Origin of the sequence: Pseudomonas brenneri (assembly GCF_007858285.1) — a bacterium.
Lineage (GTDB): Bacteria > Pseudomonadota > Gammaproteobacteria > Pseudomonadales > Pseudomonadaceae > Aquipseudomonas > Aquipseudomonas brenneri.
On record NZ_VFIL01000004.1, the window covers coordinates 274,751 to 300,748 of the forward strand.

The 25,998-nt window shown below is 61.4% G+C and carries 26 protein-coding genes; 15 read left to right on the forward strand and 11 right to left on the reverse strand.

All coding sequences use genetic code 11. From position 1 onward, the window contains the following. Positions 1 to 125: 125 nt before the first annotated feature. The 4 genes from FJD34_RS10590 to FJD34_RS10605 all read right to left on the reverse strand — a co-directional run bounded on the left by FJD34_RS10590 (position 126) and on the right by FJD34_RS10605 (position 3,984). Positions 126 to 1,301: a porin gene (locus FJD34_RS10590; protein WP_032860168.1), complete on the reverse strand. Its 1,176-nt coding sequence runs from the start codon at positions 1,299 to 1,301 to the stop codon at positions 126 to 128. A gap of 239 nt (positions 1,302 to 1,540) precedes the next feature. Further along, positions 1,541 to 2,344, reverse strand: coding sequence for a sulfite exporter TauE/SafE family protein (locus FJD34_RS10595; protein ID WP_032860169.1), 804 nt, complete (start codon positions 2,342 to 2,344; stop codon positions 1,541 to 1,543). A gap of 9 nt (positions 2,345 to 2,353) precedes the next feature. Next, entirely contained in the window at positions 2,354 to 3,598 is a 1,245-nt protein-coding gene (locus FJD34_RS10600) for an NAD(P)/FAD-dependent oxidoreductase (RefSeq protein ID WP_032860170.1), read from the reverse strand. 50 nt (positions 3,599 to 3,648) lie between these two features. Beyond that, positions 3,649 to 3,984, reverse strand: coding sequence for an ArsR/SmtB family transcription factor (locus FJD34_RS10605; protein ID WP_032860171.1), 336 nt, complete (start codon positions 3,982 to 3,984; stop codon positions 3,649 to 3,651). Positions 3,985 to 4,078: 94 nt separating this feature from the next. Here FJD34_RS10605 and FJD34_RS10610 point away from each other — a divergent pair, with 94 nt between their 5' ends. Further along, positions 4,079 to 4,942, forward strand: coding sequence for an MBL fold metallo-hydrolase (locus tag FJD34_RS10610; protein ID WP_032860172.1), 864 nt, complete (start codon positions 4,079 to 4,081; stop codon positions 4,940 to 4,942). A gap of 122 nt (positions 4,943 to 5,064) precedes the next feature. Here FJD34_RS10610 and bkdR read toward each other — a convergent pair whose 3' ends face one another. Continuing rightward, positions 5,065 to 5,550: a Bkd operon transcriptional regulator BkdR gene (bkdR, locus tag FJD34_RS10615; protein ID WP_032860173.1), complete on the reverse strand. Its 486-nt coding sequence runs from the start codon at positions 5,548 to 5,550 to the stop codon at positions 5,065 to 5,067. 196 nt (positions 5,551 to 5,746) lie between these two features. Between bkdR and FJD34_RS10620 the strand changes: the two genes are divergently transcribed. The 5 genes from FJD34_RS10620 (at position 5,747) to FJD34_RS10640 (ending at position 11,947) form a co-directional block, all read left to right on the forward strand. Beyond that, positions 5,747 to 6,982, forward strand: coding sequence for a 3-methyl-2-oxobutanoate dehydrogenase (2-methylpropanoyl-transferring) subunit alpha (locus FJD34_RS10620; protein WP_032860174.1), 1,236 nt, complete (start codon positions 5,747 to 5,749; stop codon positions 6,980 to 6,982). 1 nt (position 6,983) lies between these two features. After that, positions 6,984 to 8,042, forward strand: coding sequence for an alpha-ketoacid dehydrogenase subunit beta (locus FJD34_RS10625; RefSeq protein WP_032860175.1), 1,059 nt, complete (start codon positions 6,984 to 6,986; stop codon positions 8,040 to 8,042). Continuing rightward, on the forward strand, positions 8,043 to 9,314 hold the full coding sequence (locus tag FJD34_RS10630; RefSeq protein WP_032860176.1) for a dihydrolipoamide acetyltransferase family protein: 1,272 nt from the start codon (positions 8,043 to 8,045) through the stop codon (positions 9,312 to 9,314). 3 nt (positions 9,315 to 9,317) lie between these two features. Next, positions 9,318 to 10,697, forward strand: coding sequence for a dihydrolipoyl dehydrogenase (gene lpdA, locus FJD34_RS10635; protein WP_032860177.1), 1,380 nt, complete (start codon positions 9,318 to 9,320; stop codon positions 10,695 to 10,697). A gap of 230 nt (positions 10,698 to 10,927) precedes the next feature. Then, positions 10,928 to 11,947 (forward strand): branched-chain amino acid aminotransferase, encoded by a 1,020-nt coding sequence (locus FJD34_RS10640; protein WP_065943689.1) that lies wholly within the window; start codon positions 10,928 to 10,930, stop codon positions 11,945 to 11,947. 135 nt (positions 11,948 to 12,082) lie between these two features. Here the strand turns inward: FJD34_RS10640 and FJD34_RS10650 are convergent, their stop codons facing one another. After that, a complete protein-coding gene (locus FJD34_RS10650; RefSeq protein WP_082445576.1) occupies positions 12,083 to 12,973 on the reverse strand; it encodes a GNAT family acetyltransferase in 891 nt (296 codons plus the stop codon). A 224-nt stretch (positions 12,974 to 13,197) separates the two neighbouring features. Between FJD34_RS10650 and ctlX the strand changes: the two genes are divergently transcribed. The 7 genes from ctlX to FJD34_RS10690 all read left to right on the forward strand — a co-directional run bounded on the left by ctlX (position 13,198) and on the right by FJD34_RS10690 (position 19,144). After that, positions 13,198 to 14,124: a citrulline utilization hydrolase CtlX gene (gene ctlX / locus FJD34_RS10655; protein ID WP_032860179.1), complete on the forward strand. Its 927-nt coding sequence runs from the start codon at positions 13,198 to 13,200 to the stop codon at positions 14,122 to 14,124. 11 nt (positions 14,125 to 14,135) lie between these two features. After that, positions 14,136 to 15,182 (forward strand): ornithine cyclodeaminase, encoded by a 1,047-nt coding sequence (locus tag FJD34_RS10660; protein WP_032860180.1) that lies wholly within the window; start codon positions 14,136 to 14,138, stop codon positions 15,180 to 15,182. A 257-nt stretch (positions 15,183 to 15,439) separates the two neighbouring features. Continuing rightward, on the forward strand, positions 15,440 to 16,219 hold the full coding sequence (locus FJD34_RS10665; RefSeq protein WP_032860181.1) for an ABC transporter substrate-binding protein: 780 nt from the start codon (positions 15,440 to 15,442) through the stop codon (positions 16,217 to 16,219). 155 nt (positions 16,220 to 16,374) lie between these two features. After that, positions 16,375 to 17,076 carry an ABC transporter permease gene (locus FJD34_RS10675; protein ID WP_065943688.1) on the forward strand — a complete coding sequence of 234 codons (702 nt, stop codon included), beginning with the start codon at positions 16,375 to 16,377 and terminating at the stop codon, positions 17,074 to 17,076. After that, complete coding sequence (locus FJD34_RS10680) at positions 17,073 to 17,786, forward strand: ABC transporter permease (RefSeq protein ID WP_065943687.1); 714 nt, start codon at positions 17,073 to 17,075, stop codon at positions 17,784 to 17,786. The genes FJD34_RS10675 and FJD34_RS10680 overlap by 4 nt, the downstream gene beginning before the upstream one ends. A gap of 3 nt (positions 17,787 to 17,789) precedes the next feature. Continuing rightward, positions 17,790 to 18,632: an ABC transporter ATP-binding protein gene (locus FJD34_RS10685; RefSeq protein WP_032860184.1), complete on the forward strand. Its 843-nt coding sequence runs from the start codon at positions 17,790 to 17,792 to the stop codon at positions 18,630 to 18,632. Positions 18,633 to 18,646: 14 nt separating this feature from the next. After that, positions 18,647 to 19,144 carry an Lrp/AsnC family transcriptional regulator gene (locus FJD34_RS10690; protein ID WP_029296543.1) on the forward strand — a complete coding sequence of 166 codons (498 nt, stop codon included), beginning with the start codon at positions 18,647 to 18,649 and terminating at the stop codon, positions 19,142 to 19,144. Between the two features lie 71 nt (positions 19,145 to 19,215). Here FJD34_RS10690 and FJD34_RS10695 read toward each other — a convergent pair whose 3' ends face one another. The 3 genes from FJD34_RS10695 to FJD34_RS10705 all read right to left on the reverse strand — a co-directional run bounded on the left by FJD34_RS10695 (position 19,216) and on the right by FJD34_RS10705 (position 21,723). Next, positions 19,216 to 20,049, reverse strand: coding sequence for a TIGR03915 family putative DNA repair protein (locus FJD34_RS10695; RefSeq protein WP_032860185.1), 834 nt, complete (start codon positions 20,047 to 20,049; stop codon positions 19,216 to 19,218). Beyond that, positions 20,046 to 21,266: a putative DNA modification/repair radical SAM protein gene (locus tag FJD34_RS10700; RefSeq protein WP_032860186.1), complete on the reverse strand. Its 1,221-nt coding sequence runs from the start codon at positions 21,264 to 21,266 to the stop codon at positions 20,046 to 20,048. The genes FJD34_RS10695 and FJD34_RS10700 overlap by 4 nt, the downstream gene beginning before the upstream one ends. 112 nt (positions 21,267 to 21,378) lie before the next feature. Next, positions 21,379 to 21,723 (reverse strand): FKBP-type peptidyl-prolyl cis-trans isomerase, encoded by a 345-nt coding sequence (locus FJD34_RS10705; protein ID WP_090290830.1) that lies wholly within the window; start codon positions 21,721 to 21,723, stop codon positions 21,379 to 21,381. A 181-nt stretch (positions 21,724 to 21,904) separates the two neighbouring features. Here FJD34_RS10705 and FJD34_RS10710 point away from each other — a divergent pair, with 181 nt between their 5' ends. Beyond that, positions 21,905 to 22,792, forward strand: a complete 888-nt coding sequence (locus FJD34_RS10710) for a nitrilase family protein (protein WP_090290829.1) — start codon at positions 21,905 to 21,907, stop codon at positions 22,790 to 22,792. A 14-nt stretch (positions 22,793 to 22,806) separates the two neighbouring features. Then, a complete protein-coding gene (locus FJD34_RS10715; RefSeq protein ID WP_090290828.1) occupies positions 22,807 to 23,976 on the forward strand; it encodes a hypothetical protein in 1,170 nt (389 codons plus the stop codon). Positions 23,977 to 24,014: 38 nt separating this feature from the next. Here FJD34_RS10715 and FJD34_RS10720 read toward each other — a convergent pair whose 3' ends face one another. Then, positions 24,015 to 24,635 carry a transglycosylase SLT domain-containing protein gene (locus FJD34_RS10720; protein WP_223232698.1) on the reverse strand — a complete coding sequence of 207 codons (621 nt, stop codon included), beginning with the start codon at positions 24,633 to 24,635 and terminating at the stop codon, positions 24,015 to 24,017. An 87-nt stretch (positions 24,636 to 24,722) separates the two neighbouring features. After that, positions 24,723 to 25,691 (reverse strand): hypothetical protein, encoded by a 969-nt coding sequence (locus tag FJD34_RS10725; protein WP_090290827.1) that lies wholly within the window; start codon positions 25,689 to 25,691, stop codon positions 24,723 to 24,725. Positions 25,692 to 25,998 lie beyond the last annotated feature (307 nt).

Here is a 25,998-nt window from a genome sequence, read left to right on the forward strand (position 1 = left end):
TGGGTACTGGGTCGGGGCTTCGATGGGATGAGAACGCCAGGTTGGCGAGCAATCCATGTGAAATGAGATCAAAAAATGTGGGAGCGGGCTTGCTCGCTCCCACATTTTGATCCCATTCCAAGTCATTACCAGGTGAGCACCGCACCTACGGCAAAGGTATCGGTGTCTTCGTTCTGCGCGCTGGTGTCGTGGCCGGTGATCTCGAACTGGTTGTACTCGGCCACCAGTTTCAGGTTGTCGTTGATGTCATGGAACAGGGCAATACCACGGGTTTCATAATCCGCGCCGCTGCCGACCACACCGTTGCCGTCGTCCTTGGTCTTGCCGTAGGACAGGGCCAGACGGTTCTTGCCCAGTTTGTAGGAGCCCTGCAACAGGTAGCCGTTGCTGTCGACATTACGCAGCGTCGCCTCACCCGCGTTGTTGGTGAAGAACGGGTTGATGCCCTTGGCCTGGAAGCCCGAGCCGGTCAGCGACAAGCCGCCCATCTTCGCCTGCACGCCGTAGCCCAGGCCCTTGGAGGTCACCGATTCGACGGTGGAATCGGTGTTGTCCGAAGTCTGGTAGCTGCCGTTGAGCCAGCTGTAGATCTTCGCCCCGCCGACATCGAACTGGTAGGTGATCTCGCTCTCGGTGCGCGGGTTCTTCTGGTAGGCCTTGCCCAGCGTGCTGCTGTCGTTGGTATCGACCGGATCCATGATGCCCACCGCCACGCGCAGGCCTTCCATCACCGGGGTGCGGTAGGTGATCTGCGAGGTGGGGAACGGGTACGGGTAACCACTGCCGATATTGCCGAACGACACCCCGCCGCCGTCCACCAGGCCCAGGCTGTCGCTGACCTGGCCATAACCGGCCAGCAGTTCGTCGAGCAGGATGTTGGAGCGGGCGAACAGGCCGAAGTCCTTGCCGATCAACACCTCGCCCCATTCGGGGTTGGCCACGGTGCCGTAGAACTGGCGCACGTCGATGGCGGTGTCGGTGCCGTTGGTTTCGCTGTCGTTGATGGTCACCCAGAACGAGGCCCGGGCGCCGAGCTTGAGGTCATCGACCTGCTTGCCCATGTTGAAACCCAGGTAGTTGGGCAGAAATCCCATCTTCACCCGCGACTGGCGCCGGTCGTACTGTTCGCCGGCACGGTCCACATCGCTGTTGACGTAGAAGGCGTTGATATAGCCATCGGTCGAGAACGTGGTCTCGTCCTTGTCGTACAGCACTATTTCGGCCTGGGCCACTGAGCTCAAACCGAGGCTGGCGATAAAGACAGGCAACAAATGACGGGGGACATTCTTATTGTTATGCATGGCGCGCTCCGCGACGGGGGTCTGGGTGTCGGAGGCGATTATCGAAAGGCAGGCTGCGCGGTTAAACGCTGCCTTGGAGGGGAATGTGCGGTGCTTTGGACGGCGGCAAGGGCCCGCCACTTAAGGCTTACACCTGTAGGAGCGAGCTTGCTCGCGAAGGTCGTCAATGATGACGCGGGGTGCTTGAAAGAACGGGGGCGTCCTTGGTTTTTTCACGAGCAAGGTGAGCGGTGCGCAGGTTAGACCGCGTTGAACAACATCCCGCCGGCGACCACCACACACAGGCTGGCAAAACCGACTTGCAGCACCCGCGCCGGAACCCGCGAACCCAGGCGCCGGCCAACGAGCATGCCGACAATGCTGGCGCCGATAAACACCCAGCCCAGAGGGTCGATGGTCACACCCGCATGAAACGCCCCCACCACGCCGATCAGCGAGATCAGGCTGATCACCATCAGCGACGTGGCGACGATCCCGCGCATCTGCACATCGGTCAGTTGCTTGAACGCCGGCACAATCAGAAAGCCGCCACCCACGCCGAGCAGGCCCGATACCGCCCCCGTCACCGCACCCAATGCCGCCAGGGTCGCGGTGCATTTAGCGGTCCAGGAAAAGCGCCCGGTCTGCTGATCGAGCATGCAGTTCTTCTGCCCCCAGGACGCTGCGCCGTGATCGCTGGGGCCGGCTTCGACCTTCTCGCGCCGCAGCATGCGCCACGCCACCAGCACCATCAGCGCGCTGAACAGGCCCATCAGGATCTTGTCCGGCAGTTGATGGGCAAAAAACACCCCCAGTGGTGAAAACAGCGCGCCGAGCAAGGCGATCAACAGCGCCGCGCGGTAACGCACCAGGCCATGGCGCAGGCCATCGATGGCACCGACAGCCGCCGCCGCGCCGACCGCGAACAACGACACCGGCGCCGCTTCAGTCATGCTCAAGCCCAGCCCCAGCACCAACGCCGGCACGCCGAGAATCCCGCCCCCGGCCCCGGTCAAGCCCATGACCAGGCCCATCATCACGCCAAAAAAACTTGCCAGCAGCATAGGGTTCTCTCAATCCACCTTGGCCAGACGGGTCAGCCACTCGCGGCCCTTGAGCATGCCGTTCCAGTAGAACCACGGCAGCAGCGTCGCCTTGAGCAACCACGCCGAGCGCCGCGCCACCGTCGGGTCGAGGGGGAACGTGGGCAACAGCTTGCCGCCATAGCCGAACTCGGCCAGCACCACCTTGCCCTTCTCGACCGTCAGCGGGCAGGAGCCATAGCCGTCGTACTTGAGCGGCAACGGCGCCTGCCTGCGCAGGGCCAGCAGGTTCTCGGCCACCACCACAATCTGCTTGCGCACCGCCGCCGCTGTCTTGGCATTGCTGGTGGAGCACACATCGCCAAGGGCAAAGATGTGCGGGTAGCGCACCTGCTGCAGGCTGTGAGGGTCGACTTCACACCAGCCGGCAGCATCGGCCAGCGGGCTGTGGCGAATAAAGTCCGGGGCTATTTGAGGGGGGACTACGTGCAGCAGGTCGAAGGATTTTTCCTCGACGCTGACATTGCCCTCGGCGTCCTTGACCTCGAACCAGGCCTTGCGCGCCGGGCCATCGACCTTGATCAGGTTGGAATTGAAGGCCAACCGTGCGCGGTATTTCTCGATGTACTTCATCAACGGCGGGACAAAGGTCGCGACGCCAAACAGGGCCGCGCCCGCCAGGTTGAACTCAACCTCGATGTGGTGCAGGTCGCCTTGCCTGAGCCAGTGATCACAGGACAGATACAGGGCTTTTTGCGGCGCGCCAGCACATTTGATCGGCATGGCCGGCTGGGTGAAGATCGCCTTGCCACCCTTGAGCTGCTGCACCAACTGCCAGGTGTAGGCCGCGTGCTGGTAGCTGTAATTGGAGGTGACGCCGTTGTGGCCCAGGGTCTGCTCCAGGCCTTCGATTTTCTCCCAGGCCAGGCGCAGGCCCGGGCAGACAATCAGGTTGTTCCAGGTCACGCGCTGGCCGCTGTCGAGCAGCAGGGCTTGCTCGTCGGGCAGCAGCTCGCTGACCGCCGCCTGGACCCAGGTCACGCCATCGGGCAGCACCCGGGCCATGGGCCGCATGGTTTTGCGAATGTCATGGGCGCCGCCGCCCACCAGGGTCCAGGCGGGCTGGTAGTAATGTTCGGCGCTGGGTTCGATCAGGATGATATTCAGCTGCGGGTCGCGCTTGAGCAGGCTGGCCAGCAGGCCGATGCCTGCCGAGCCGCCGCCGATGACTACGATATCGCCACTGATGGTTGGGCCACAGTGTTGCTCGTTCATGGTCTATCGCCTTTTGAATCAATGCACACAAGGGTCGCTGCCGCATGGCGTCACGCCCAGCTTTTTATCACCGCCCCGCAGTACAACCCGGAGAGGGTTTTCATCACTTGAATCACTTCGTGGCTGGCCAGCCCGTAAAAGATGTACTTGCCTTCACGGCGTGTCGCCACCAGCCCCTCATCGCGCAGGATCCCCAGCTGCTGGGACAACGTTGGCTGGCGCACGCCGGTCATGGTTTCCAGCTCACCGACGTTGCGTTCACCCTGGGTCAACTGACAGAGGATCAACAGCCGGTCCTCATTGGCCAGGGCCTTGAGCAAGGTGCACGCCTTGGACGCCGATGCACGCAACTGGGCGACTTCGCCTTCACTCAGACTGGATTCCATTTGCCTCGGTCCTTTCTCTCACTTAAGCTCAAAACATTATGTTTAAATATAAAGTGAATATCACGCCTTTTTTTAGCCATCAGGGACCGCCGTCATGTCAGCGCTGATTCAACCCTTCCTGGACGAGGCCTCGTCGACCTGGACCTACATCGTCTATGAAGCCGACGGTGGCCCCTGCGCCATCGTCGATTCGGTACTCGATTACGACCCGGCGTCCGGGCGCACCAGCACCGCGCAGGCCGAGCGGCTGGTCGCTTTTGTGGTTGAGCACCGCTTGCAAGTGCAATGGCTGCTGGAAACCCACGCCCACGCCGATCACCTCTCTGCCGCGCCTTATCTGCGCCGGCAGTTGGGCGGCAAGATCGCGATTGGGCAATCCATCAGCAAGGTCCAGGATGTATTCAAGAACCTGTTCAACCTGGAGCCGGAGTTCCGCGTCGATGGCTCGCAGTTCGACCATCTGTTCGCCCCCAACGAGATCTTCCACATCGGCCAGCTCAAGGCCCAGGCCCTGCACGTGCCCGGCCACACCCCGGCGGACATGGCCTACCTGATCGACGACCAGATGATCCTGGTCGGCGACACGCTGTTCATGCCCGACGTCGGCACCGCCCGCTGCGACTTCCCCGGCGGCGATGCGCACCAGTTGTATGCCTCGATGCGCAAGCTGCTGGCCTTCCCCGACGACACACGGTTGTATGTGTGCCATGACTACCCACCGCAAGGCCGCCCGGCCAAATGCCTGACCACCGTGGCCGAGCAGCGAGCAGGCAATATTCATGTGCATGACGGGGTGGATGAGGCGGCGTTTGTGCAGATGCGTACAACGCGCGATGCCGGGCTGGGCATGCCGACGCTGTTGCTGCCGGCGATCCAGGTGAATGTGCGGGCGGGGCATATGCCGCCGGCGGAAGACAACGGGGTGGTGTACCTGAAGATCCCCCTCAACCAACTGTGAAACACCGCCCCCTGTAGGAGCTGGCTTGCCTGCGATAGCGGTGGGCCAGTTAACACAGCTTTGCCTGATCTACCGCTATCGCAGGCAAGCCAGCTCCTACATTTTCAAACGCATTCCAATCATCAACCCAGGTTGATGCCATTGGCCGGCAACGGCAGCGCCGTCTTGTAGCGCACCTGCTTGAGCGCAAAGCTCGAGCGGATGTTCGCCACCCCCGGTACCTTGGTCAGAAAGTCCATCATGAAGCGCTCCAGCGATTGGATGGTCGGCACCAGTACCCGGATCAAATAGTCGGGATCACCGGCCATCAGGTAGCACTCCATCACCTCCGGCCGGTCGGAAATCGCCCCCTCGAACTGTTGCAGCGCCAGTTCGTTCTGTTTTTCCAGGCTGACGTGGATAAACACATTGACGTGCAACCCCAGCAGGTCAGCGTCCAGCAGTGTCACCTGGTCACGGATCAGCCCCAGTTCCTCCATCGCCTTGACCCGGTTGAAACACGGTGTAGGCGACAGGTTGACCGAGCGTGCGAGGTCGGCGTTGGTGATGCGGGCGTTCTCCTGAAGACTGTTGAGAATCCCGATATCGATACGGTCCAGCTTGCGCATGAGACAAAACCACCTGTTTATTATGTTTATGCAGATTTTTTATCCGCAAATGATCTCAGGCGCAACCAAACAGAGATAAATATTCTCCCCAGCCCGGCCTATGATTGTTGTAGGACAAGATTTCCCTTACCCGGGGACTGACTGTCAGCTAAGCGCGCCCACTATAAGAAATCCACAAGATCGAGCGTAGAAAGCCATGACCCAGCACTATGAACCGCTGCGCCTGCACGTTCCCGAACCTTCCGGCCGCCCAGGTTGCAAGACCGACTTTACCTACCTGCGTCTGACCGACGCCGGTACGGTGCGCAAACCCGCTGTTGACGTAGAACCCGCCGACACCGCCGACCTGGCCAAGGGCCTGATCCGCGTGCTCGACGACCAGGGCCAGGCCCTGGGCCCCTGGGCTGAAGGTGTGCCGGTAGAGATTTTGCGCCGTGGCATGCGTGCCATGCTCAAGACACGAATCTTCGACAACCGCATGGTGGTCGCCCAACGCCAGAAGAAAATGTCGTTCTACATGCAAAGCCTTGGCGAAGAAGCCATCGGCAGCGCCCAGGCCCTGGCCTTGAACATCGACGACATGTGCTTCCCCACCTACCGCCAGCAAAGCATCCTGATGGCCCGCGAAGTGCCGCTGGTGGACCTGATCTGCCAACTGCTGTCCAACGAGCGCGACCCGCTCAAGGGCCGCCAGTTGCCGATCATGTACTCGGTCAAGGACTTTGGTTTCTTCACCATTTCCGGCAACCTCGCCACCCAATTCGTACAGGGCGTGGGCTGGGGCATGGCCTCGGCGATCAAGGGCGATACCAAGATCGCCTCGGCGTGGATCGGCGATGGCGCCACCGCCGAATCGGACTTCCACACCGCCCTGACCTTCGCCCACGTGTACCGCGCGCCGGTGATTCTCAACGTGGTCAACAACCAGTGGGCAATCTCCACCTTCCAGGCGATTGCCGGCGGTGAGGCCACGACCTTTGCCGGACGCGGCGTGGGTTGCGGCATCGCCTCCCTGCGCGTGGACGGCAACGACTTCATCGCCGTCTACGCCGCCTCCGCCTGGGCCGCAGAACGTGCGCGACGCAACCTCGGCCCGACCCTGATCGAATGGGTCACCTACCGCGCTGGCCCGCACTCCACCTCGGATGACCCATCCAAGTACCGGCCTGCCGACGACTGGAGCCATTTCCCGCTGGGCGACCCGATTGCCCGCCTCAAGCAGCACCTGATCAAGATTGGCCAGTGGTCCGAAGAGGAACACGCCACAGTCAGTGCAGAGCTGGAAGCCGAAGTGATCAGCGCGCAGAAAGAAGCCGAACAGTACGGCACCCTGGCCGGTGGCCAGATCCCGAGCGCCGCGAGCATGTTCGAAGACGTCTATAAAGAGATGCCGGAGCACTTGAAGCGCCAGCGTCAAGAGTTGGGGATCTGACATGAACGATCACAACAATAAAATCGAGTTGGAAACCGCCATGACCACTTCCACCATGACCATGATCCAGGCCCTGCGCTCGGCCATGGATGTGATGCTTGAGCGTGACGACAACGTGGTGGTGTTCGGCCAGGACGTCGGTTATTTCGGCGGCGTGTTCCGTTGCACCGAAGGCTTGCAGACCAAATACGGCACCTCGCGGGTATTCGACGCACCGATCTCCGAAAGCGGCATCGTTGGTGTGGCCGTGGGCATGGGCGCGTATGGCTTGCGGCCGGTAGCCGAGATCCAGTTCGCCGACTATGTCTACCCCGCCACCGACCAGATCATCTCGGAAGCGGCGCGCCTGCGCTATCGCTCGGCCGGCCAGTTCACCGCGCCTTTGACCATGCGCATGCCTTGCGGCGGCGGCATCTATGGCGGCCAGACCCACAGCCAGAGTATCGAAGCGGTGTTCACCCAGGTCTGCGGCCTGCGCACGGTGATGCCGTCCAACCCGTATGACGCCAAGGGCCTGCTGATCGCCTCGATCGAAAACGATGACCCGGTGATCTTCCTGGAGCCCAAGCGCCTGTACAACGGCCCGTTCGACGGCCACCACGATCGCCCGGTAACGCCATGGTCCAAGCACCCGCAGGCGCAGGTGCCGGACGGTTACTACACCGTACCGCTGGATGTGGCCGCCATCGTGCGCCCTGGCTCGGCCGTGACCGTGCTGACCTATGGCACCACGGTGTATGTGTCGCAAGTGGCCGCCGAAGAAACCGGGATCGACGCCGAAGTCATCGACCTGCGCAGCCTGTGGCCGCTGGACCTGGAAACCATCGTCAAGTCAGTGAAAAAGACCGGCCGTTGCGTGGTGGTGCATGAAGCCACCCGTACCTGCGGCTTCGGCGCCGAGCTGGTGTCGTTGGTGCAAGAACACTGCTTCCACCACCTGGAAGCGCCAATCGAACGTGTGACCGGTTGGGACACCCCCTACCCCCACGCGCAAGAGTGGGCGTATTTCCCTGGCCCGTCCCGTGTGGGCGCGGCTTTGCAACGGGTCATGGAGGTCTGAATGGGCACGCACGTTATCAAGATGCCGGACATTGGCGAAGGCATCGCAGAGGTTGAGTTGTCGGTGTGGCACGTCAAGGTCGGCGACATGGTCGTCGAAGACCAGGTACTGGCGGATGTGATGACCGACAAGGCGATGGTGGACATCCCCTCGCCAGTCCACGGCAAGGTGATTGCCCTCGGCGGCGAGCCGGGTGAAGTCATGGCGGTGGGCAGCATCCTGATCAGCATTGAAGTGGAAGGCGCCGGCAATACCAAGGAATCGGCGCTGTCGGCGGTGGCTGCACAAGCCGCGCCGGCACCGCAAGCCCAAACCAAGGCACCCGTGGTTGAAAGCAAGCCGGCAGCGACCAAGCCGGTAGTGACAACAGCGCAAGCCCCGGTGGCCCGTGACGCCGCCGAGCGCCCGCTGGCCTCCCCGGCCGTGCGCAAGCATGCGCTGGACGCCGGGATCCAGTTACGTCTGGTCCAGGGCTCGGGCCCGGCCGGGCGCATTCTGCATGAAGACCTCGATGCCTATCTGCAACAGGGTTCCACGCGGGCCTCGGCCGGCGCCAACCCGTATGCCGAACGCAACGACGAAGAGCAGATCCCGGTGATCGGCATGCGTCGCAAGATCGCCCAGCGCATGCAGGACGCGACCCGCCGCGCCGCACACTTCAGCTACGTCGAAGAAATCGACGTGACGGCCCTCGACGACTTGCGCGTACACCTCAATGAAAAACACGGTGCCAGCCGCGGCAAGCTGACCCTGTTGCCATTTTTGGTGCGGGCGATGGTCGTGGCGCTGCGTGACTTCCCGCAGATCAACGCGCGTTATGACGACGAAGCCCAGGTCATCACCCGCCTCGGCGCGGTGCATGTGGGCGTCGCCACCCAGAGCGATGTTGGGCTGATGGTGCCGGTGGTACGGCACGCCGAGGCACGCAGCCTGTGGGGTACCGCCGAGGAAATCACCCGCCTGGCCACTGCTGCACGCAATGGCAAGGCCAGCCGCGACGAGCTGTCAGGCTCGACCATCACCCTGACCAGCCTTGGCGCGCTGGGCGGGATTGTCAGCACCCCGGTGCTGAACCTGCCGGAAGTGGCGATTGTCGGGGTCAACCGCATCGTCGAGCGGCCGATGGTGATCAAGGGGCAGATCGTGATCCGCAAGATGATGAACCTTTCCAGCTCCTTCGATCACCGGGTGGTCGATGGCATGGACGCGGCGCAATTCATCCAGGCCATCCGTGGCTTGCTCGAACAACCCGCCAGCCTGTTCCTGGAGTAAGTCATGTCGCAAGCATTGAACACCACGCTGCTGATTATCGGCGGCGGCCCTGGCGGCTATGTGGCAGCCATTCGTGCCGGCCAACTGGGCATCCCGACCATCCTGGTAGAAGGCCAGGCGTTGGGCGGCACCTGCCTGAACATCGGCTGCATTCCGTCCAAGGCGCTGATTCACGTGGCCGAACAGTTCCAGCAAACCGTACACCTGAGCCAGGGTTCGGCCCTGGGCATCGACGTGGATGTGCCGAGCCTGGATATCCGCAAGAGCGTGGAATGGAAAGACGGCATTGTCGACCGCCTGACCACTGGCGTCGCCGCGCTGCTGAAAAAGCACAAGGTCCAGGTGATCCATGGCTGGGCCAAGGTCATCGACGGCAAGACCGTGGAGGTAGGCGAGCAACGCATCCAGTGCGAACACCTGCTGCTGGCCACCGGCTCGAAAAGCGTCAACCTGCCGATGCTGCCGATTGGCGGGCCGATCATCTCGTCCACCGAAGCCCTGGCGCCAACCCGCGTACCCAAACGCTTGATCGTGGTCGGTGGCGGTTACATCGGCCTGGAGCTGGGGATTGCCTATCGCAAACTGGGCGCCGAGGTCAGCGTGGTCGAAGCCCAGGATCGCATCCTGCCAGCCTACGACGCCGAGCTGACGCAACCGGTGGCCGAGTCCCTCAAGCAACTGGGGGTCAAGTTGTACCTCAAGCACAGCGTCACCGGGTTTGAAGGTGGCAGCCTGCAGGTACGCGATCCAAATGGCGACACGCTCTCTTTGGACACCGACCAGGTACTGGTCGCCGTCGGGCGCAAACCCAACACCCAGGGCTGGAACCTGGAAGCCTTGAACCTGGCGATGAACGGTGCGGCGATCAAGATCGACAACCGTTGCCAGACCAGCATGCGCAATGTCTGGGCCATCGGTGACCTGAGCGGCGAGCCGATGCTGGCGCACCGGGCCATGGCCCAGGGCGAAATGGTCGCCGAACTGATCAGCGGTAAATCCCGGGAATTCAACCCGGCGGCGATCCCGGCGGTGTGCTTTACCGACCCGGAACTGGTGGTGGTCGGCAAGACCCCGGACGAAGCCAAGGCGGCAGGCCTGGACTGCATCGTGTCGAGCTTCCCGTTCGCCGCCAATGGCCGGGCCATGACCCTGGAGTCAAAAACCGGCTTCGTGCGGGTGGTAGCGCGCCGCGACAATCACCTGATTGTCGGCTGGCAGGCAGTGGGGGTTGGCGTGTCCGAGCTGTCCACGGCGTTTGGCCTGAGCCTGGAAATGGGCGCCCGCCTGGAAGATGTGGCCGGCACCATTCATGCCCATCCAACCTTGGGCGAAGCGGTGCAGGAAGCAGCCCTGCGGGCCTTGGGGCATGCCCTGCACCTGTAAAAAGCCACACACAACCCTGTAGGAGCGAGCTTGCTCGCGAAAAACTCAAGGGCACCGCGTTTATTTTGGTTATACGCGTTATCGTTGACGATTCTCGCGAGCAAGCTCGCTCCTACAGGAACCGTATGCAACTGGAAGACCAGCAGCGGAATGAAGTATTGTTGCGCCCATCCGGAAATAAACCGAAAGCCTGCCTTCGACCAGGCGGTTGCAAAGAGATAGAGGGTGTCATGAGTAACGAAAGCATCAATTGGGACAAATTGGGTTTTGACTACATCAAGACCGACAAGCGCTTCCTCCAGACCTGGAAAGACGGCGCCTGGCAAGAAGGCACCCTGACCGACGACAACGTGCTGCACATCAGCGAGGGCTCCACTGCCCTGCACTACGGCCAGCAGTGCTTTGAAGGCCTCAAGGCCTATCGCTGCAAGGACGGCTCGATCAACCTGTTCCGCCCGGACCAGAACGCCGCCCGCATGCAGCGCAGTTGCGGCCGCTTGCTGATGCCACAAGTGCCGACCGAAGCCTTTATCGAAGCCTGCAAGGAAGTGGTCCGCGCCAACGAGCGTTTCATCCCGCCGTACGGCACCGGCGGCGCGCTGTACCTGCGCCCGTTCGTGATCGGCACCGGTGACAACATCGGCGTGCGTACCGCGCCCGAGTTCATCTTCTCGATCTTCTGCATCCCGGTCGGCGCCTACTTCAAGGGCGGCCTGACCCCGCACAACTTCCTGATCTCCGGCTACGACCGCGCCGCGCCAAACGGCACCGGCGCCGCCAAGGTCGGTGGCAACTACGCGGCCAGCCTGATGCCCGGCTCCCTGGCGAAAAAAGCCAACTTTGCCGACTGCATCTACCTGGACCCGGCCACCCACTCGAAAATCGAAGAAGTCGGCTCGGCCAACTTCTTCGGGATCACCCACGACAACAAGTTCGTCACCCCGAACTCGCCGTCGGTACTGCCAGGCATCACCCGCCTGTCGCTGATCGAGCTGGCCAAGACCCGCCTGGGCCTGGAAGTGGTTGAAGGTGATGTGCTGATCGACAAACTGGCAGACTTCAAGGAAGCCGGCGCCTGTGGTACCGCTGCCGTGATCACGCCGATTGGCGGCATTGAGTACAAAGACAAGCTGCACGTGTTCTACAGCGAAAAAGACGTCGGCCCGGTCACCCAGAAGCTCTACAAAGAGCTGACCGGTGTGCAGTCCGGTGATGTCGAAGCGCCAGCGGGCTGGATCGTCAAGGTCTAAGCCAACACTGATTGCAGGAGCCGGCTTGTGTGGGAGCGGGCTTGCTCGCGAATGCGGTGGGTCAGTCACCAGATGTATAGACTGATCCACCGCTTTCGCGAGCAAGCCCGCTCCCACATGTGTTTGGGGATGGTTTCAGGGTTTGGGCAGGTTCTGCGCAATCTTCTTGCCCATGCTGATCCTCGGTTCCACGCCATACCCCAGCGCTTCGTAGAACCCCACCACCGTATCGTTACCCAGATTGATCTGCAGGTTGATCTTCAGGCAGCCCAGGGCGATCAACGCCTGCTCCCCATGCCGCACCAATGACGCGCCCAGGCCCTGGCGGCGATAGTCGGGATGCACGGCCACCGAATACAACCAGCCACGATGCCCGTCGTAACCGGCCATCAAGGTACCGATCACCGCCGTCTTATCGGTAGCGACAAAAAACAGCCCATCGTCGACCGCCAGCTTTTTATCAATCGCCAGTTCCGGCCGGTTGTGTGGCGTGTCATAACCAAACGCTTGCTGCCACAGCGCTGCCACCTGGGCACGGTGCTGGCGGTCGCGATAGACGCCGATGGGATGGCGTGACGACAATACCTTCTCCATCACCAGCGTGCGCTCGTTGCCGTGATACACATCGCGCACGGTATGAAACCCCAGCCTGGTATAGAACGGCTCGGCGGTGAGGGACGACGGTACGCTCAGCACCGTGACCCCAGCTTCACGGGCCCGCTGTTCGATATCGACCATCAGTTGGCGGCCGATGCCCTGCCCTTGCAGTGCCGGGTTGACGAACACCGAACGCACGACATTGGTATCAAGGGCGGCGGTCGCGACGATTTGCTGATCCTGGAGTGCAACCAGCACGGTGCGCCGCGTGAGCAATTGCAGGACCGCCTGCGGCGTGAAGTTGCTCGCCACCCGGGCAATCACGTCCGCCGGGTAATCGCCGGCGTTGCTGCTGTGCAGGGCGGCAAGGATGACCTGGCTGATGCCTTCGGCATCCGAGGCTTGAGCAAGGCGAACGGCGGTAGACATGACTCCTCCTGACGGACGACGTTACGACAGCCACCACAATACCTATGTGTGGGCTTGTGTGGGAGCTCCCACATTTTGAGCGGCGCTCGACGCTACAGCCGATTCGGCTGCCTCACCCCTCTTTTCAGCTTTCCCGGCTGAGGCGCGACCTTGTTTCAGCCGGGATTCTGCAACCAGAGCGCACACAATAGCCTCAATGCCCAACCTCATGGACTCGTGCCCCCATGCAAACCACCAATACCGTCTTGATGATCCGCCCGGCACACTTTGCCTTTAACCCGGACACCGCGATCAACAACCGCTTCCAGCGCGCGCCCGCCGATCCCCAGGCCGCACAGCACAAAGCGCTGGAAGAGTTCGACGGTTACGTCGACACCCTGCGCAAGCATGGCGTGGAAGTGCTGGTGGTACAGGACACCCCCGCGCCCCACACTCCGGATTCGATCTTCCCCAACAACTGGTGGAGCAGCCACGCCGACGGCAGCCTGGTGCTGTACCCGATGGAAGGACAGAACCGCCGCCTGGAACGCAACAAAGGCGTGCTGCAAGTGCTGGAGCAACGCTTCGCAATCAAAGGCACCATCGACTTCAGCCACCTCGAACAACAGAACATGTTCCTCGAAGGCACCGGCAGCATGGTCCTCGACCGCCAGCATCGCATCAGCTATGCCTGCCATTCCGGGCGCACCCACCATGACGCCCTGCGCCAGTTCGCCGAGCGCCTGGACTATCAGGTCTGCGCCTTCCATGCCGTCGACCGTCATCACGCGCCGATCTATCACAGCAACGTGATGATGAGCGTGGGCCGCGACCTGTCGGTGGTGTGCCTGCAAGCGTTGCCCGAAGAGCACGAACGCCAGGGCCTGGAACGCTCCCTGCGCGATACCGGCAAGGACATCCTGCCCCTGGACTTCGACCAATTGGAAGCCTTCGCCGGCAACATGCTGGAAGTCCACGACCGCGACGGCCAGCCGCTATTGGTGATGTCCAACAGCGCCTGGCAATCGCTCAAGCCCGCGCAGCGCCAGCATGTGGAGCGCCATACCCACCCGGTGGTGGTGAATATCGACAATATCGAACGCATCGGCGGCGGCAGTGCCCGCTGCATGTTGGCCGAAGTGCATCTGCCGGCCCGCGCCTCATTCCAATAAGGAGTTTCCCCATGACCCGTTATATCGACGTCAACGACCTCAGCTACCTGGTATCGCAAAAGGGCCTGCAAACCTGCATCACCGAGATGGCCGAGTACATCCGCGCCGACTACCTGCGCTGGAATGACTTTGAGAAATGCGCACGCCTGGCCAACCACTCGCCCGAGGGTGTGATCGAACTGATGCCGGTCTCGGATGCTTCGCTGTATGCCTTCAAATACGTCAATGGCCACCCGAAAAACACCCAGAGCGGCATGCTCACCGTCATGGCCTTTGGCGCCCTGGGGGATGTGGATACGGGCAAACCGGTATTGCTCAGCGAGATGACCCTGACCACCGCGATTCGCACCGCCGCCACCTCGGCCCTGGTCGCGCGCTACCTGGCCCGCGACAACAGCCGCAGCATGGCGCTGATCGGCAACGGCTCGCAAAGTGAATTCCAGGCCCTGGCGTTCCACGCCATGCTCGGGATCACAGAAATCCGCCTGTTCGATATCGACGCCAAGGCCATGGCCAAACTGGCAAACAATCTCAAGGCCTTCCCGGCGATCAAGGTGATCCTGGCCGGCAGCGTGGCCGAAGCGGTCAAAGGCGCCGATATCGTCACCACCGTCACCGCCGACAAGGCCTACGCCACCATCCTCACCGACGAGATGATCGAGCCGGGCATGCACCTCAATGCCGTCGGCGGCGACTGCCCCGGCAAGACCGAGCTGGACCGCCGTATCGTCGAGCGCGCGCGGGTGATCGTCGAGTACGAACCACAAAGCCGTATTGAGGGCGAAATCCAGCATATGCCCGAGGATTCGCCAGTCACCGAGCTGTGGCAAGTCATCAACGGCCAGAAGCCGGGCCGGGAAAACGCACGCCAGGTCACCCTGTTCGACTCGGTGGGTTTTGCCCTCGAAGACTACTCGGCCCTGCGTTATGTGCTGGACGTGGCCAAGGCCCTCGACGTGGGCAGCGAGCTGGAGTTGGTGCCAGACCTGGCCGACCCCAAGGACCTGTTCGCACGCCTGGCGCAGCAACCGGCCGCACAGCATAAAAAGCGCGCCTGAAACCGCTCTGGCCTGCTGCTTTGCGCAAGTAGCAGGCCGAGATAGGCGGTTTGAAAAGCCGATATACCGGGTCTTGCAGCCGATTCCGCTGCCGCCCGCGTTTTAACAGCGTATTCCGCATGCCAACACCCCGGTAAACGACACAAAAAACGCACCACCATGAAGCATTCTGAGCGCGACCAAAGAGTCAGCAAATGAATGCATGCAGCACCCTTTCTACTGCCCTGACATCAATTACAAAATATAGGGAAAACACCATGACTCCGCTCCGATCACTCATCGCCGCGCTGCTCCTGCCTTTGTGCGCCACCGCCGTCCAGGCCCAGGAATGGAAAGAAATCCGTTTCGGCGTGTTCCCCGAGTACCCACCCTTTGAATCCGTGGCCGCCGATGGCAGCCTGCAAGGTTTCGACATTGAACTGGGCAACGCCATTTGCGCCAAGCTCGAAGTCAAATGCACCTGGGTCCACAACGAATTCGACGGTATGATCCCGGCGCTGCGTGCGCGCAAGTTCGACGCCATCATGTCCTCCATGGCCGTGACCCCGGCCCGGCAAAAACAGATCGACTTCAGCGACCGCCTGTTCCTCAGCCCCACCTCGGTGATCACCCGTAAGGGCGCCGGCTTCGGCGACACCCCGGAATCGCTCAAAGGCAAGCAGGTCGGTGTACTTCAGGGCTCGCTGCAGGAAGCCTACGCCCGCGCGCACCTGGCCAAGCTCGGCGCCCAGGTCAAGGCGTATCAGTCCCAGGACCAGAACTATGCCGACCTGCAAAACGGTCGCCTCGACGCGACGCTGACCGACAAACTCGAAGCCCAGCTCAACTTCCTGTCCAAGCCTGAAGGCGCCGACTACCAGTCCGGCCCGGCCTTCAAGGATCCGACCTTGCCGCTGGACATTGCCATGGGCCTGCGCAAGAACGACCAGGAGCTACTGGCGCTGATCAACAAGGGCATTGCTGCCATCCAGGCTGATGGTACTTACGCGCTGATCCAGAAGAAGTACTTCGGCGACGACGATATCTACCACGAATAACGTCCTCAAATCGCCTCTCCCCTGTAGGAGCGAGCTTGCTCGCGAAAAACGTCAACGATAACGCGTAAAACCAGATTAAACGCGGTGCCCTTGAGTTCTTCGCGAGCAAGCTCGCTCCTACAAAAGGGAAACCGTGCCCATCGAGATCTCCCTCCATGAATGAACTCCTCAACCTGCAAGGCTTCGGCCCGCTGCTGGCCCAGGGCGCCTGGATGACCATCAAGCTGGCGTTCCTGGCGCTGGTGCTGAGCCTGGCCCTGGGCCTGATCGCTGCGGGTGCCAAGCTGTCCAGCCACAAACTGCTGCGTATCCCGGCCACGCTCTACACCACCTTGATCCGCAGCGTGCCGGACCTGGTGCTGATCCTGCTGATCTTCTACAGCCTGCAACTGTGGCTCAATGACCTGACCGAAATGCTCGGCTGGAACTACTTCGAAATCGATCCGTTCACTGCCGGCGTGATCACCCTGGGCTTTATCTACGGGGCATATTTCACCGAAAACTTTCGCGGCGCGATGCTCAGTGTGCCTGTGGGCCAACTGGAAGCGGCAACGGCCTACGGCTTGAGTCGCTGGCAGCGCTTCAGGCTGGTGATGTTCCCGCAATTGATGCGCTTTGCGCTGCCGGGGTTGGGCAATAACTGGCTGGTGCTGCTCAAGTCCACGGCGCTGGTGTCGATCATCGGCCTGGCAGACCTGGTCAAGGCCGCGCAGAACGCCGGCAAGACCACCAATGACCCGCTGTACTTCCTGATCCTCGCGGGCTTGGTGTACCTGTTGATCACCACCCTCTCCAACCGCATCTTCAAACGCCTGGAACGGCGCTACAACGTCGGCATCAAGGGGCTCGCGCGATGATCGAACTGATCCAGCAATACGGCCTGGCGTACCTGTGGACCGATGGCTCGGGCTTTTCCGGGGTGGCCATGACCTTGTGGCTGTTTATTGTGTCGGTGATCCTCGGGTTTTTCCTGTCGATCCCGCTGGCGATTGCCCGCGTCAGCGAGCACTTCTGGCTGCGCTGGCCGGTGGAGGTCTACACCTACCTGTTTCGCGGCACGCCGCTGTATATCCAATTGCTGATTTGCTACACCGGCCTGTACAGCCTGGAAATGGTGCAGGACAACGCCCTGCTCAATCAGTTTTTCCGCAACGCGCTGAACTGCACGCTGCTGGCGTTTGTACTCAATACCTGTGCCTACACCGTGGAGATCTTCGCCGGGGCCATTCGCAATATTCCCCATGGCGAGATTGAAGCCGCGCGGGCCTATGGCCTGCACGGCTGGCGGATGAACCTGTTCGTGGTGATTCCCGCTGCACTGCGCCGCGCGTTGCCGGCCTACAGCAACGAAATGATCCTGATGCTGCACGCCACGTCCCTGGCGTTTACCGCAACCATCGCCGACATCCTCAAGGTGGCCCGCGATGCCAATGCCGAGACGTTCATGACGTTCCAGGCTTTCGGCATTGCCGCGCTGCTGTACATGCTGCTGTCCTTTGCATTGGTGGGCCTGTTCCGACTGGCCGAACGACGCTGGATGCGCTTTCTTGTCCCGACCCGAGGCTAACCCATGAACCAGTCCGCACAGGCCCTGGCCGCTCACCCTGCTGACCTTGCCGTCTCCCGCCCGACGGCTGTTGCGGCCAGCGCCAGCGTCAAGCTCAAGGTCCAAGACCTGCATAAAAGCTACGGCGAGCATGAAGTGCTCAAGGGCGTTTCGCTCAACGCCAGCAAGGGCGATGTGATCAGCCTGATCGGTGCCAGCGGCTCCGGCAAAAGCACCCTGCTGCGCTGCATCAACTTCCTCGAACAACCCGACGCCGGGGTGATTACCCTGGATGGCATCAGCATTGAAATGCGCCGGGGCCGCGCCGGTGTACAGGCGCCGCACCAGGCACAACTGCAGAACCTGCGTACGCGCCTGGCCATGGTGTTCCAGCACTTCAACCTGTGGAGCCACATGACGGTGCTGGAAAACATCTGCATGGCGCCGCGCCGGGTGCTGGGCGTGAGCGCCGCCGAAGCGGAAAAACGCGCACGGATGTACCTGGACAAAGTCGGCCTGCCGGGCCGGGTCGCTGATCAATACCCGGCGTTTCTCTCCGGTGGCCAGCAACAGCGGGTGGCTATCGCGCGGGCCCTGGCCATGGAGCCGGAGATTATCCTGTTCGACGAACCGACCTCGGCGCTGGATCCAGAACTTGTAGGAGAAGTCCTCAAAGTCATACAGACGTTGGCCGAGGAAGGTCGTACCATGCTCATGGTCACCCACGAAATGGGCTTCGCCCGGCAAGTCTCCAGCCAGGTGTTGTTCCTGCACCAGGGCCGCGTCGAAGAGCAAGGCAGTGCCGAGATCCTCGACCATCCCAACAGCGAACGCTTGCAGCAATTTCTCTCCAACCGCTTGAAGTGAATACAGAATCGACCATGGATACCAAGGCCAACGGACCCCACTCCTCCCCTGCGCTGGATCGCATTGATGAAGCCATCATCGATGTCCTGCGCCATCAGGGGCGTATCACCTACGAAAAGCTCTCTTCGCTGGTGCATCTGACGCCCAGGCCCTGCCTGGAACGGGTGCGCAAGCTGGAGCGACGCGGGGTGATTCGTGGCTATGGCGCGATCATCGATGTGCAGATGGTCTCGCCGGGGTTGTCGCTGCTGGTGCTGGTGGCCCTGTCCAACCAGAGCGGGCGCTCGGCGCAAAAGGCCTTCGAAGCCTGCGTCAAGGCGTGCCCGCAGGTGTTCGAATGCCAGTTGATCAGCGGGCCGTTCGACTACAGCCTGCGCATGCGTTGCCGGGACATGGAGCACTACCGCGTGTTGACGGAAACCTGGTTGAACAATGACGAGCTGCACATTGATAAATTGGTGGCACATCCGGAGTTGGCGGTGGTGAAAAACACCGCGACTGAGTTGGCCTAATCACCACCCCCTGACACAACAGAGATCAACTGTGGGAGCAAGCCAGCTCCCACACAAGCCCGCTCCCACATTTAACTGTGCCCGCTTGATATTTTCTTACCTCGCCGAGCCGCCACGAGGCTCGCCTGTCCATCCCGCTGCTTCCCCGTCCGCGCCTCGCTGATCAACCCCGGTATCAACTTGCCCTCCGGCAGATTCTTCCAGAACCGGCTCGGCAAGTGCCCTTCCATGACCTTGGGATTCAACCGCGCCGGGTTGAAGATATGGCTGTAGTAGGTCAGCCACATGGCACTGTGTGGATCCTCGACATTCCGTGCCAATTGCTGCCATTGCTCCGGGCACTGGCGTTGATGAATCAACTGCTCACCGTCGTAATACACCCCATCCAGTGGCGTGGCGATCATCCAGCGATGACGGCCCATGCGCCCGACAAAGTGCTGGCTGGCGCTGTGCAGGATATCGTGGGCCGGCTCATGCCACGCCACGTACTCCGGCATCTGCGGGCCCACTGCCGCCGGCAGGGCGATAAAGCGCACAAACGCATGCAGGTGGTGGGCTTCGCGTCGTACCTGCTTGATCCGTCGTTGCAGTTCGCTGCCCAGTTGATCCCCCGCCATCATCGCCGTGCGGTCGCCATGGCTGACACGCCACAGCACTTCGTACAGCAGGCTCCAGCGTTGTTCGCCGTGGTAACAGGCGGCACTTTCCAGCAGCTCCAGCAGGGCCTTGGGAATACGCGCCTGGAACGGGCCATTGTGGGTCGGATAGTGCTCATCGGTGGCGAACAGGTCGGCCACTTCCACTTCGCCCCAACTCACATGGCTGGGGTCGATCTGATGGCTGAGCAACCAGCGCGCCTGCTCGCGCCAGGTGCTGAACAGGTTGTCGCACTCCAGGCTGATCATCCCCATAACCCCATCTGTTGCGGTTGCGGACGATCACGCAGTTGCTCGCGCAACAGCACGCTGGTGCTTTCGGCCTGCTGGGGATGGTAGTCACTGGTGATGAAAAACGGCTTGGCCTTGGTCAGCACGCAGCGCATGCGCGCCAGGTCCTCAAAGCGGATCTTGCGTTGCCGGCGCAGTTCCACCAGACGCTCGGTGGTGCGCAGGCCAATCCCCGGGATACGCGCGATCAAGGTCGCCTCGGCACGGTTCAGGTCCAGCGGGAACACCTCGCGATGCTCCAGGGCCCAGGCCAGCTTGGGGTCGATATCCAGCGCCAGATCCCCCGGCCCCGCGAACAGTTCATTGGCGCGAAAACCATAACTGCGCAGCAGGAAATCCGCTTGATACAAGCGGTGCTCACGCATCAACGGCGGCGCCGCCAGAGGCACGCTTTTCGGGCTATTGGGAATCGGGCTGAACGCCGAGTAATAGACCCGGCGCAACTTGAAGTTGCCATACAACGCCTCGGCGCCGTGGAGGATGGTGCTGTCGTCCGTGTCATCGGCACCGACAATCATCTGCGTGCTTTGCCCCGCTGGCGCAAAACGCGGTGCACGGGGTTCGTTGAGCACGGTTTGCTCGCCGGTGAAAATCGTCTGCATCGCCTGCTTGATCGAGCCGATCTGCTTTTCCGGCGCTAGGATCTGCAGGCTTTTATCGGTGGGCAGTTCAATGTTCACGCTCAAGCGATCGGCGTAACGCCCGGCCTCGGCAATCAATGCAGGATCCGCTTCGGGAATGGTCTTGAGGTGGATATAACCGCGAAAGTCATGCACCTCGCGCAGCAACTTGGCGACCCGTACCAGTTGCTCCATGGTGTAGTCCGCCGAACGGATGATCCCCGAACTGAGAAACAACCCGCTGACACAATTGCGTCGATAGAAGTCCAGGGTCAGCGTCACCACCTCCTCCGGGCTGAACCGCGCACGGGGCACGTCGCTGGAGCGGCGGTTGACGCAGTATTGGCAGTCGTAGAGGCAGAAATTGGTCAGCAATACCTTGAGCAACGACACACAGCGCCCGTCCGGGGTGTAGCTGTGACAGATGCCCATACCGTCGGTCGAGCCCAGCCCCGCCTTGCCCTCGGAACTGCGCTTGGGCGCACCGCTGCTGGCGCATGACGCGTCGTACTTGGCGGCATCGGCGAGGATGCTGAGTTTTTCGATCAACTGCATGGCGGGCTACCAAATACTGTATTTTTATACAGTATCAGCAGCAGCACCCGCCATTCAAGGGGAGACAGGCGAACGGTAGGACAAATCACTGTAGGAGTCGGGTCTTGGACCTTCAATCATCGCGCGTCAGCACTTCCAGCAACTCGATCTCAAAATGCAGATTGCTATGGGGCTTTATATGTGCACCCATCGCCCGCTCGCCATAGGCCAGATGCGCCGGTACAAACAGCTTGCGCACACCACCGACCTGCATGCCCATCAAGCCCTGGTCCCAACCCTTAATCACTCGACCGGTACCGATCACACATTGGAACGGCTTGCCCCGCTCCCAGGAGGAATCAAACACCGTACCGTCTTCCAGGGTGCCGGTGTATTGGGTGGTGATCAGCGCCCCCTTGACCACGGTTTTTCCGTCGCCTTGGCGCAGGTCGGTGATTTGCAGTTCTTCGTTGCTCATGGGGGTCTCGTTGGGTTCATACAGGCTGGCTTTTTCCCAGAATCAAGCGCCTTTGGCAAGCGCCCTCTAAAGGATCCAGGCTACAGCTCAGCCAGAAGCATCTGACTTAACCTCACCCATTTTTTCCCCTCTTATGAAAAACCAACCACCCCGGTTGCATAACAATAAGAGGTCACCCGCAATGAGCGAACCAACAAGCCCTGTCCGCGTCGCTGTCGTGCAGTTCGCCCCCCAGGTCGGCCTGGATAACCGCGAAAGAAATCTACGCCACAGCCTGGCGTTGGCCGCCGAGGCCGTCAACGGTGGGGCTAACCTGATCGTACTGCCCGAGTTGTCGAACTGCGGCTATTTCTTCAGCAGTCGCCAGGATGCATTCGAGCATGCCGAGGTCATTCCAGGCGGCGCCAGTGTGCAGGCCTGGATGGCGTTTGCCGCCACGCACCAGGTGTATCTGGTGACGGGCCTGAATGAGATCGATGGCCGGCAACTGTTTAATACCGCGGTATTGCTGGGGCCGGATGGGTTGATCGGCAAATACCGCAAGGCTCATCTGTGGAACCTGGAAAAACTCTGGTTCACCCCCGGCAACCTGGGGTTTCCGGTGTTTGAAACACCTATCGGGCGGATTGGCCTGTTGATCTGCTGGGATATCTGGTTCCCGGAAGTACCACGCATCCTCAGCCAACAAGGCGCCGACATTATTTGCAGCCTCAACAACTGGGTGTGGACACCGCCGCCGCTGTTCGATGAGGCAGGCAAATGCATGGCGTCCTATCTGACCATGACTGCGGCACACGTCAACAACGTGTTCATCGCCGCCGCCAGCCGTATCGGTGAGGAGCGCGACGCGCGCTACCTGGGCTGCTCGTTGATTGCCGGGACCAATGGCTGGCCCATCGGCAAAGTGGCGTCAGCTGATCGCCAGGAAATTCTGTTCGCCGATATCGACCTGACCAGTGCCCGCAGTGCGCCGATCTGGAACAGCCTCAATGACCTGCAACGTGACCGGCGCAATGATCTTTACGATCAGATGCTCGGGTATTCCCAACACCCCGCCCTGCCACGCTAAAAGGACGGTGGATCATGGAAAACCTGTTCCTGAAACCCGGCACCGAACGATCATCGGTCGATAAGGCGGTCATCACACTAGGGCTCATCAGCGCCTTGCTGATCCTCTGGATTGCATTCACACACCCAGACTCCTGGCCCGGCTACAACGATATGGTGGAGGGCTTTCCGGAGCCCATCGCCTGGCTACGCTGGGTAGTGGGGGATATCAGCGAGGTGGCCTTCTACAAACATGAACTGGCCTCCCTCGGTTTGTTGGCGGGTGCATACCTGGCCTGGTGGGCCAGCCGAACCGGCAAGCGCTGGCAGGGTTTTGCGATTTGCTACGGCAGTGGGTTATGGCCGTGGCTGGTAACCAGTTCCCTGCTGGGCCTGCTGCTGAGTAACCTGCTGTGGGGGTGGACGGTCACCGCCGCTACCTGGCAGCCGACCTTTGCGGCGTTTGTGTCATTGCCGGCGGCAATGGTGCTGATGTTTGGCGGCGGCTGGAAGGTCACGCTCAACGGCGCGTTGCTGGGTGCGCTACTGGTCACGCCAACGTGCTTGCTGATCGTCAATTTTGTCTGTGTCCCGCTGGGTTTGCCTGTCGTGATTGGCAACGTACTGGGCATGGCGGTGGGCAGCGTGATTGCCTTTGTAGTGTGCCGACGCGTACCGGTGCTGGTGCGTTCCGGCTATATCGCCCCGCCCAGGCCGGCCCCGGCCAAGCCACCGTCTTATGGCGTGGCCTGGAGCCTGCGCAGGGTGTTGGCTGATTTTTCCGAAGCGCCGTTTTTCGGTAATGAGTGGGCCAGCCTCGGCCTGCTGGCCGGGGTCATGCTGGCGTATGCCTTGAACCCCGTGAGCGCCGCCTATGGCTCGGGATTGGTGCTGCAACTGGTCGGCGCCCAGGCGCTGACTTCGGCACTGGGCGTGGTGATCTGGCGCAGCCAGTGGATCAAGCGCGGTTGGTATCCCACCTATGTGCCGTTGGTGTCGGTCGTGCCAGCGGCAGTGCTGACCCATGGCGGCAGTTGGATGGTGATCGGCTCAAGTGCATTGCTCGGGGCGCTGGTTGCGCCGCCATTGGCCTGCGCAATTGCAGGACGGATGCCGGCGCACTTTCATCCTTACATCGGCAATGTGATTTCGATGGCGCTGAGCACCTTGTTGATTGTGCCTTTGGTTGGAAGATTGGTCGCGTAAACACGCGGGTAAGGCCCATGAGCCTTACCCGCGCTCACTCACAACCACCGCCAAAACCGGCTCCAGAACCCCCGCTCCAGGTCCGCCTTGCACCCCGCATATTGGCGTGCATACATATCGGAGCGGGCCTTGACCTTGCCGGCAACCGGCAACAGCCACGCCTTGCTGGCATAGGTGCGGTTACGGTAACCGCCCCAGCCTTCGTGGTAGTTCAGGTATTGGCCATAGGCGTCATATTTGTACACGCCGTTGATGGTGGCGGTCTTGTCCATGTACCAACCGACAAAGTCGATGGCATCGTCGAAGTCCTGGCGGCTGGCCCAGTTGCGGCCGGTGCTTTTCTGGTAGTCGCCCCACACTTCATCCTTGGCCTGGGCGTAGCCGGCGGCGGTGCTGACACGGCCCCAGGGAATGATCCACAACAGGTATTTGCGCGGGGTCTTGGCGTTCTGCCGGAAGCCCGACTCCTGATACATGATGGCAAACGGCACCTGGATCGGCACACCCCAGCGCTTCTGGGTGACTTTGGCCGCGTCGTACCAGTCATCCTTTTCGCGGAAGATGCCACAGATGTCATTGGGCGTGCGTGGCGGTGAAGTGCCGCACGCTGCCAGCAGGAGGGTGAGTAACAGCAGGGTTGTGGTTTTTAGCAGGGTCAAAAGCATACCTTTGCGTGATGCGCGTAAAAGGTCGACAGTTTACGCGCTCACGCAAGGTGATGCCGCTAAGACATCAATTGGCCTTGATCAAGCCATTGGCACTTTACGAGTCGAAATGGCCAGGCGCCCCATACCAAAGCTCAATGCAGCCCCCAACAGCAACATCAGCAATGTGCTCCAGGCCGCGCGGGACAGTTGCTTAGCCGCGATTTCACCGGCTTCGCGGGCCTTTTGTTCAGCTTGGGCCTTGAGCTCTTCGACTTTCTGCACGGCCTGCTGATATGCCTGGGCATAGTTCTCGACAATCTGGCTGGCCTCGGCCTGGCTCTTGCCGGTGCGGGCCGCGACAATGTTGACCAGCGCTTCTTTGTCCGCCGCATTCAACGCAGGCTCACCGGAAGCCTTGACGCGCTCGAACCATTGCTTGAGTTCGGTCGCAGCCTGGGCCGGGTCGGTTGCTGCATCGGTGGCCGATTGCTTGCCATCAGCACCAATCTGCTCGGCTTTCTGCTCGACCGTGGCCGGATCCAGCTCAGCCTTGCCGCTTTGCTTGAGCAAGGTGTCGAGTTCGCCCTGCAAGCTGTCCCAATCCAGGCTGATGCCCTTTTCGTTCAACTGCTGCTTGACGCTGTCGCTGATACCCGGCGCCACGGCGGCAATCCCGCTGCCCGCCGCCGACAGGCCTTTACCTACGACATTGCCCGCTGCGCCGACAACGCTGGTGGCCAACGCCGCCAGCAGCCAGGTGGTCAGCAAGGTGGTGATGGTCCAGCTCAGGATGCCATGCAGGCCACCGCGATCCGGGGCCGTGCGCCCGGCAACGAAGGCACCCACGCCAATCGCCAGCAGCGTGGAGACAAACAGCCAGATACCAGCGCCGGTACCAAAGCCACTCAACGGGTTACCGGCCTGCATCGCGTCGACCGCGCTGGCGCCGATGGCGGTGCCCAGTACGCTCAGTACCAGAGAGGTCACCAGGGCAATTGCACTACCGGCCAGTACCGAGCCCCAAGACACGCGAAACGGCGAACGGTTGGTTTCATAGAGGGTGGTCATGATCGATCCTTGGACAAATGAGTAGGCCTTCAGTGTGTCCAGGTCGGTGGCTGCGGTCTCGGCACAATTGCACTAGGTACACTGGTGCATTCGCACCCTGCCAGGGTGATTGGCTCTGCACTATGCTCAGGCTCTGTTGTCGTACTCCACATGTGCCAGACACGCCCTGTTTTGTAGGCGCGAGCTTGCTCGCGAAGAACCTGAGGGCGCCGCGTTCTTCCAGGGCGCGCGCGTTACCGTTGGAGACCTTCGCGAGCAAGCTCGCGCCTACAGGAGACACGGTTGTCCTTACCTACCCATTTTGGAG